Source organism: Maribellus luteus (assembly GCF_003576475.1).
In the GTDB taxonomy this organism is placed as follows: Bacteria; Bacteroidota; Bacteroidia; order Bacteroidales; family Prolixibacteraceae; genus Draconibacterium; species Draconibacterium luteum.
In genome coordinates, this window is the sequence record NZ_QWGR01000022.1 from 46,222 (window position 1) to 54,852 (window position 8,631).

Below are 8,631 nucleotides of genomic sequence, written 5' to 3' on the forward strand. Positions count from 1 at the left end.
TTGATCAAAGTCATTTTGTTCAATAAGGATAAAAAAGAACTGCAATTGTTTCAAAACAACCGATGGGAGAGCTCGAATTTATTATTGCATTGACCGAACACCGCTTTGTGGGGATGGTTTTTCAGCCTTTTTTAATTAGGAGGCTGGAGAAATTCTACACGGTGGTGAGGCTGGTAAAACCGCATGATTTTGAGGATTCGGAATACGAGTGGCGCCCCTACGAGAAGGAGTTGGTAAAGACCATAGAGAAGTATAGCGACGAACGTTTGATGAAGCGTTTTTCGAGGGCAGAAAGTGTTTCAGATTTTTTCTCGCGCCTCGATTCCGGTGTATTTCAGCGGCAGGTGCTTCCGTTTATCGAACAGCGCATGATGGATGTGGCTTCGGTGTTGATGCTGAGTCCGGTTCGTTTGTTTAAAAAGGAGGCCAAGTATTCGAATCTTTATGATGAGGATGTAATTCATGTGCCGCCGGTTTTTGCGCGCCCCGAGTTTTATTTCGAGCGTACCGAACTGCAAACCCGTTACCGGCTAAAGGTTTTTATGGAGGGGAAGGAGTTGCTGCTTTCGAAACGCACCAACCGGATCATCACCAACGAACCCTGCCTGATGTTGTACCGCGACCAGCTAATTGCGTTCGAGAAATTGAATGCCAAGCGGTTGATGCCTTTTTTTGAAAAGGACGTGGTTTCGGTCCCGAACACCATCGAAGAAAAGTATTATTCGGGCTTTATCCTGAACACTGTCCGCGATTTTGATGTAAAGGCCAGCGGTTTTGAAATTCGCGAGGCCGACATCAGTAAAAAAGCGGTTCTTTCGCTCGAAGTGGATTTGCAATACCGCCCGGCGTTTGTGCTTCGCTTTACTTACGGACAGGAGAATTTTCTGCCGGGATCGGCCAAACAAACTTCAGTAAGCCTTCAGAAAGACGGTTCTTCGTATATTTTCCTGAAAACAGTGCGCGACTTTGATTGGGAAGAAGGAGTTATAAAGTTGCTTGAGAAGAAAGGTTTGGCCGAACTCAATGGTTATTACCAATTAAGAGGTGCCGACGTGCTGGAGCAACAAAATGCCTTGTATCATTTGCTGAATTGGTTGGGAGAACACCGCGACGAATTGAAAAAGCACGGCATTGAAGTGGTGCAAAAGCAGGGCGATAAAAAGTATTTTGCCGGTAGTGGTCAGCTGGAATTAAAAACACAAACACGCGGCGACTGGTTTGATGTGTATGCGGTGGTTCGTTTTGGCGAGTTTAGCATTCCGTTTATCCGGCTGAAAAAATACATTCTGAACGACATTCACGAGTTTGTGTTGCCCAATGGCGAAATTGCCATTTTACCCGACGAGTGGTTTGCGCGTTACAAAGGCTTGCTGCCCTACGGAAAAGACAAAGGCGAGCGCATCGAGTTTCACAAGCACCATTTTACGCTGCTTCAGCAAAGTTTTGAAGGCATCGACAGCGATGTGAAAGAGAAATTTCTGAAACTAAAGGATGCCGAAAAAGAAGAAACGGTTTTGCCGTCGAAGCTAAAGGCCAGTTTAAGGACCTACCAGGAAGAAGGTTTTAGCTGGATGTACGGCCTGTACAAAAACGGACTGGGCGGTTGTCTGGCAGATGATATGGGACTGGGGAAAACCTTGCAGGCCTTGACTCTGTTGCTAAAACTGAAACGCAGTCAGCAGCCGATAAAAACCGGCGAGACCGACAAAAACGGTCAGCTGGATATGTTTGGCGGCGACGCGCCTGATGAGGCGGTGCAGCCTGCCAGCCTGATTGTTTTGCCCACTTCGCTGGTGCACAACTGGAGCAACGAGATTGCCAAGTTTACGCCTTCGCTGAAAGTATACAAATACGTGGGGCTGCAACGCAAAAAGGTGGAAGACATTGGTAAGATCGCCCGCTTTTACGACATTATACTTACGACCTATGGAACCATGCGCAACGACAGCGAAATGCTGGCGGCCACCGAGTTTTTCTACCTGATACTGGACGAAAGTCAATCGATCAAGAATTCGGGGTCGAAAACTTACAAGGCGCTGATGAAAATAAAGGCGCGACACAAACTGGTAATCACCGGAACACCCATCGAAAACTCGCTGTCGGACCTCTGGAGCCAGATGAACTTTCTGAACCCCGGATTGCTGGGTAGCCTGGCCTTTTTCCAGCGGATGTTTATTACACCCATTGAAAAGCACGCGAACGAAGAGCAGATGGAAAAGCTGCAACTGATGATTCGTCCCTTTGTGCTGCGTCGTAAAAAAATGGAAGTGGCGCGCGATCTGCCTCCGCTGATGGAGGAAGTGCGCATTTGCAGCATGGCCGACGATCAGCAAAAACTGTACGACAAGGAAAAGTCGATCATCCGGAATACGATCCTCTCCGCCATCGAAAAAGAGGGGATGAACAAGTCGCAGTTTGTGGTGCTGCAAGGGCTTACGCGTTTGCGACAGCTAGCCAATCACCCGTCGCTGCTGGAGAAGGATGCGGGTGAAAGTTCGGGTAAGTTCGACGAGATTTTCCGGATGCTGCAAAACCTCGTTGCAGAGAAACACAAGGTGCTGATCTTCTCTTCGTTTGTAACGCACCTCGAATTGCTGGAGTCGAAAATCAAAAAGCAGCGCTGGAAATATTCGAAGCTTACCGGGCAGACCACCAAACGCGAAGAGGTGATCAAAGAATTCCAGGAAAACGATGATAACCGGATCTTCCTGATATCGTTGAAAGCCGGTGGGGTGGGGCTTAACCTTACCGAAGCCGATTATGTGTTTATCATTGACCCGTGGTGGAACCCGGCCGCCGAAATACAGGCCATTAACCGTGCACACCGCATCGGGCAAGACAAGCACGTATTTGTGTACCGCTTTATCACCGAAAATTCGATCGAGGAAAAAATTCAGAAACTAAAGGAACGCAAAAGCTCGCTGGCCGATAAGTTTATCAATTCCAACGATCCCTTTCAGCAAATCACCAAAGAGGAAATTGTGGAGTTGTTTAAGTGAGCAGTCGCAGTATTCAGTCTCAGTATTCAGGGACGGATTCAGTTGTTGCAATAATGAATAACCAATATTCAATGACCAGTGACTTTCTTCCTGCTTCTATCTTCTGACTTCCGGCTATTTCCCTTTTTTATTTCGCACGTAAATCAGTTTGAATTTTCCCTTGTAACTGTCGCGCTGATCGATTTCGAATTTTCCAATGGAATTGATCAGCGGGGTGAGTTTTTCGAAACCATAATTCCGCGAGTCGAAGTTGGGCTGGCGTTTCTGAAGCAAACTGCCAACATCGCCCATAAATGCCCAGCCGTCGTCGTCGGCCAGGTCTGAAATGGTGGAGGAAATCAGCCGAACGACTTTGGGCGTTATTTTGTCGTAATCATCTTTCTTTTGAGGTTTACTGGCAAGTGCAGTGTTTTCCGTTTCTTTTTCGTTAGATTTCAATATTTCAAGGTAAATAAATTTATCGCAGGCCACGATAAAGGGTTCCGGAGTTTTCTTTTCGCCAATGCCAAATACTTTCATACCGGCTTCGCGCAGGCGGGTGGCGAGTTTTGTAAAATCGCTGTCGCTTGATACCAGGCAGAACCCGTTTACCTGCCCGGCGTACAGGATGTCCATTGCATCGATAATCATCGCCGAATCGGTCGCGTTTTTCCCTTGTGTGTAGCCGTATTGCTGAATGGGGTTGATCGCATTCTCGAGCAGTACGTTTTTCCATTTCGATAGTGTGGGCCGGGTCCAGTCGCCGTATATTCGTTTGATGGTTGGGTTGCCGTATTTGGCAATCTCTTCCAGCATTTCTTTTACATAGGCTGATGGTATGTTGTCGCCGTCGATCAGAACGGCCAGTCTGAAATCACTTTCCATGTTGTTTGTTTTGATTTTATAAAGGTAAAACTATTCCGTCGCGGGCCAAGGGGAAGTGATTCAAGAAAACCTGTTACCGATTGTTTGTTGAAAGCGCCTAAAGGGCTCAGAGTTCAGTCGCAGTTTGCAGGGAAAAAAGGATTGATGAGATTGAGGGACAGAAGAAACAGAAGGATTGAGGGACTGACGGACTGAATTTCAATGATCAATGATCAATAATCAATATCCAATGGGCAATGGCTCGCAGCTCGTGGCTCACGGCTCATCGCTTGTTTTCGCATTGTACCTGACGGGTCGAATTCCAGTGACCAATGTCCAATAACCAATGACTTGCAGTTAACAGGGGAGCAAGGACTGAAGGATTGATGGACTGATGGACTGAATTTTCAATGATCAATATTCAATGTTCAATTGCCAATGACTCGCAGCTCGTGGCTAGTGGCTTGTAGCTTGCAGCTTATTCTTGCATTGCGGTCTTTAGGTATTCTGTTTGATTGTTGATGCTTTACTGAAATAATCCGTTAAATTTATAAGACTTTACTGCTGCTGTGATTGTATGAAAAACAAATTATTTGTGAACAGGCTTCAGCTGGCTGGATTCATGGCTTTCTGGTTGTGCTATTTCGCCGTCAATATTTTGTCGACTTACTTTTTTGGTACCGAAGAATTCCGCGCAGTTATCCTTCTGCATAGCTTGTTGTACACAATTGGCGGGATGCTGTTCAGTTTCCTGGGATACAAAGCAATTAAAAGCCTCAGATCGCAAATACAATCCAACCGAAGCTTTTGGTTGCTGGCTGTTCTTTGTGTTTATATGGCTACTTTTTTCTGGATGATTGCGCATCACTTTTCGTGGTGGATGGTTTCCGGCGAAGGAGCATTTGTCGTAAAGCCGGGTCTTTATCCGGTTAAGGCATTGATTTATTCGATTATTTTACTGGCTGCCATATTGCTCCTGATTCTTTCAGAGAATAAGCCGCTGTCGGTGAAAGCAAACGAAAAAAGTTCGTTCGACTTGCAAAATGTACCGGATCTGTTGGAGAAAGAGGAATCAGATTACGAGGACATCCTTTTTCTTCCTGTAAAAAATAAAGTTCTGAATATTAAAATCAGCGCGATAAAACTGATCCAGGCAAACGATTACTACTCGAATGTAATGGCCGAGAAACACGATAGAATGGTTTTAAGCAATTATTCGCTTAAAAGATGGGAAGAAATCCTGCCTAAAAAGCATTTTCGAAGGATTCACCGTTCGTCGATTGTCAACCTGAACTATGTCGAGAACATCGAAAAGAGGCACAACAATACCTTTGAAGTTACGGTAAAGGGAATCGATCAAACCGTAACAATGAGCCGGAGATGCGCTAAAACCGTTCTTGATCGATTTCAGGCGTAAGGCCTTGTACCGTTTACTGATTTATTGAACCACTCGCTGAAATTTCCATAAAACTCGTGGTTGGGAAAGGTATTTTAGTCGGAGCATTTTAAGATCAAAACACATGACTAAAAAACAAAAAATCAGCCTAATTGCTGCCGTTTTATTTTCCCTTACCTTGTTGGGTGTTGTATACGCGCGGCACATGACCAGTAAAAACGGGTTCAGTGTGCGGTTAAAATCAACTATTTTGGGCGAGAACCGAACCTTGTTGATACACCTTCCCGATGATTACGAAAACTCAGGTGAGTCTTACCCGGTTTTGTACCGTTTCGACGGCACTCAGAAATTAGTACGTAAGACCGTGTCGGCCATTCGGCAATTATCACGCGAAACGGGCAGCAGCCCTGACATGATTGTGGTAGGCATTGAAAATACTTACAGGGACCGCGATATGTGGCCAACGCATACCAGGTATTACCCCGAATCGCAAGCCCTGGGCTCAACAAATTTCCTGGCGTTTATTGAACCGGAACTTATTCCGTACATCGACAAGCAGTACCGAACCACTGATGAGCGGATCGTGTGCGGGCAGTCGCTTAGTGCCCTGTTTACGCTTTATGCATTTTTGAGCAAACCTTCGCTGTTTCAGTCTTTTATTGCCTGCAGCGGGGCATTTCCGGGGTGCGAATCGTTTTTTAAGGAATTGAGTGAGACAGCTTTTCAGCAGGTAGCGCAGTTCGAAGGGAAAAAGTTATTTATTACCCACGGACTAAAAGATCCCCTCGATCCTGACGGTGCTATTCATCAGCAAATGACCGATTTCTCCGACTTGGTAAAGAACCATTTAGGCAGCCACACCGCTTGTTTTTATCATATTTATGAAAACGAAGGGCACGTTCCCAAAAACAGTTTAAAAGACGGGCTGCTTTTCTTGTTTGAATCGGGGACGAAAGGAAGACCCTAGACCCGGAGCCCTTTGCACATAGGGTAAAGCCGGGATAACAGATTTGCGTTGGCAGGTGCACATTGCTAATTTGAAAAGCGACATCGCTATTTTGAAGAAGTACATCGTCGGTTTGAAGCGCAATCTTGTTCTTTTTACTTTGCACATCGCTTATTCGAACTTTTACATCGTTCATTTGAAGATGCACAAAGCTTTTTTGAACTTTTACAATGCTTATTTGAACATGCAGGATGCTCATTTGAACTTGCACATCGCTCATTCGAACTTTTACATTGTTCATTTGAAGATGCACAAAGCTTTTTTGAACTTTTACAATGGTTATTTGAACATGCAGGATGCTCATTTGAACTTGCACATCGCTCATTCGAACTTTTACATTGTTCATTTGAAGATGCACAAAGCTTTTTTGAACTTTTACAATGGTTATTTGAACATGCAGGATGCTCATTTGAACTTGCACATCGCTCATTTGAAGATGCACAAAGCTCTTTCGAACATTTAAGATGCTTATTTGAAGTTACATATCATTCATTCGAACATATAGGGTGTTCTTTTGAATTTGCAGGAAGCTCTGTTGAAAAGTCAAGCTGTTTGTTTGCCTTGCCGGACCAAGGTGTTGGGGGATTGTGCATTACCGTTGTATGGAATAAGATGCTTTTAATGATTGCCGCCGTTTGCTGCTCATTTCATAAAAAATTAAACTGAGGCGGGGCAGGAGCGGGAGCCATACGTTTGCCATCTACATTAGCGTGTTTTAAATTGTATACGGATGCTGCTACCCGGTTTTTCCAGTCAGAACTTTGAATGTATAAAACATCCCCAACGTGTTCTGCTGCCCGTCTGCATATTTTTTGTTGATTTTCATCGGGCATTGTGGTCTCTTTAATATCAATGAGTTGGGCCAGTATATTGGCTACCCTGTCAATAAATGGTTGTTGGTTCCAACCTACTTCCGGTACCTCCAATGCTCTGATTTCACGCATGGCTGCTGCTTCGTCCACGCCATTTCCCCCTCCTGTGGTCATGCCTTCTTTCCGGTCAAAAGCTGTTAAATCTCTTTTCGACAGCAAGCGCCAAACCTTGGTGGTAATGTCGGATAACTTTTGGGAGATTAAAAAAGGAGAGATTTCAGTGTATTGCATGCGAATCTGATCGATTTCCTGATAGACCGATCCCGGGTCAATTGTATAGCGGGCCTCTCCGGTTTCTTCGGTATGCTGGGCTTGTTCTGCTCCGGTAAGATTGCGGCTAATTAAAGACAGGAGCCCCTCTAAAAAGTCGGGAATGAAATTATATTCCAGGGATTTTATCGAAGCTTCTATCAATGCTTCGGCTACCGTATGATCGCCTTGCGAAGACCCGGGCGTGGTGGTGGGAACACGTTCCTTAAAATTGATCCGGTCGACAAATGGTTGCCTGCTTTCTTCATCGATGTTCAAAACAACATTGGCCAGACCGAAAGCTTGTACTACATCGCTGTCAGAAATATTGGCCGGTTTTTTAGCCGACTTGTCAGTACTTTTTTGTGCAGAACCCAGCTTCGAAGCACGTTCTCCCATCGTATCTGCTTCTTGCTCCAAACCGGCGTCGTCATTTACATTTACTCCGCTTTTCATTTGCATGGTCGCTTTCACCCTGCCTTGCTTTTGCTGCACCACATGCCAGGCTTCATGGGGCAAGTGCTTTTCCTGCCCCGAAGCAATATGAATATCCGTTCCCTGTGCGTAAGCATGAGCCTGTAGTTGAGCCGGTTTATCCGAATGGTAATGCACTTTCACATCGTCCATCGGGTAGCCCGAAAGGTTTTCAATTCCTGCCTTCAAATCGTCAGGCAAACCCGTGTTGTTTTCTTTCATTTGTACGGGCATCGGTGCCTGAGCCGGGTGATCATCGGCCATCGCTTTCAACTGATGTGCAGGCGCGGTATGTGGACTATTATTGGCCATCTCTTGCAGCTGCCTTTGCGTAACGGTCTCCGGCCGGTTATCGGCAAACTGAGAAACGGATTCATTGCTGTCGTGTTTTTGAGAAGCGGCCTTGGCTACCGATTGGCTTTTGTTTTCCTGTGTTGTGTCGGCGAAAGTATTCATGGTTGGCTCTTTTTGAGGTTTCGATTATGCCGGGGCCTGTTGTTGCGCACGGGCCCTATTCTTTCAAAGGTAGTGTAAAAGCAAAAATTATCATACAAATAAAAGGAATGGCAGCCGTAAATTCTGCACGCTTATTGGGTCGGAGGTAAGTGAGGCGCATCCCGGCCGGTGTTTACGGGTGGGGCGGACTACTCGGGATCCAGTGTTTTTTATTCTTTTGCGATATAAATTAATAAAAGTTTTAGCTGAAGCAAGGGGAAGTGATCAGTCGCAGTCTCAGTTTTCAGGAAGAATTGAATTCCCAATAGTCAATATTCAATAATCAATATTCAATAC

Annotated in this window: 6 protein-coding genes; 4 read left to right on the forward strand and 2 right to left on the reverse strand. The window is 45.4% G+C overall.

From position 1 onward, the window contains the following. Positions 1-62: 62 nt before the first annotated feature. Positions 63-2,999 (forward strand): DEAD/DEAH box helicase, encoded by a 2,937-nt coding sequence (locus tag D1614_RS22365; RefSeq protein WP_119440230.1) that lies wholly within the window; start codon positions 63-65, stop codon positions 2,997-2,999. A 114-nt stretch (positions 3,000-3,113) separates the two neighbouring features. Here D1614_RS22365 and D1614_RS22370 read toward each other — a convergent pair whose 3' ends face one another. Next, positions 3,114-3,863 carry an NYN domain-containing protein gene (locus D1614_RS22370; RefSeq protein WP_119440231.1) on the reverse strand — a complete coding sequence of 250 codons (750 nt, stop codon included), beginning with the start codon at positions 3,861-3,863 and terminating at the stop codon, positions 3,114-3,116. Between the two features lie 574 nt (positions 3,864-4,437). Here D1614_RS22370 and D1614_RS22375 point away from each other — a divergent pair. From D1614_RS22375 to D1614_RS22385, 3 genes are all read left to right on the forward strand, one after another. Further along, complete coding sequence (locus D1614_RS22375; protein WP_162304609.1) at positions 4,438-5,259, forward strand: LytR/AlgR family response regulator transcription factor; 822 nt, start codon at positions 4,438-4,440, stop codon at positions 5,257-5,259. Positions 5,260-5,362: 103 nt separating this feature from the next. After that, positions 5,363-6,205, forward strand: a complete 843-nt coding sequence (locus D1614_RS22380; protein ID WP_119440233.1) for an alpha/beta hydrolase — start codon at positions 5,363-5,365, stop codon at positions 6,203-6,205. Positions 6,206-6,296: 91 nt separating this feature from the next. Further along, entirely contained in the window at positions 6,297-6,707 is a 411-nt protein-coding gene (locus D1614_RS22385) for a hypothetical protein (protein ID WP_147384348.1), read from the forward strand. Positions 6,708-6,891: 184 nt separating this feature from the next. Here D1614_RS22385 and D1614_RS22390 read toward each other — a convergent pair whose 3' ends face one another. Further along, a complete protein-coding gene (locus tag D1614_RS22390; protein WP_119440235.1) occupies positions 6,892-8,295 on the reverse strand; it encodes an eCIS core domain-containing protein in 1,404 nt (467 codons plus the stop codon). Positions 8,296-8,631 lie beyond the last annotated feature (336 nt).

Coding starts and splice junctions, on each gene's coding strand:
- D1614_RS22370 (WP_119440231.1), bottom strand. CDS start 3,863: ATGGAAAGTGATTTCAGACTGGCCGTTCTGATCGACGGCGACAACATA.
- D1614_RS22390 (WP_119440235.1), bottom strand. CDS start 8,295: ATGAATACTTTCGCCGACACAACACAGGAAAACAAAAGCCAATCGGTA.
- D1614_RS22380 (WP_119440233.1), top strand. CDS start 5,363: ATGACTAAAAAACAAAAAATCAGCCTAATTGCTGCCGTTTTATTTTCC.
- D1614_RS22365 (WP_119440230.1), top strand. CDS start 63: ATGGGAGAGCTCGAATTTATTATTGCATTGACCGAACACCGCTTTGTG.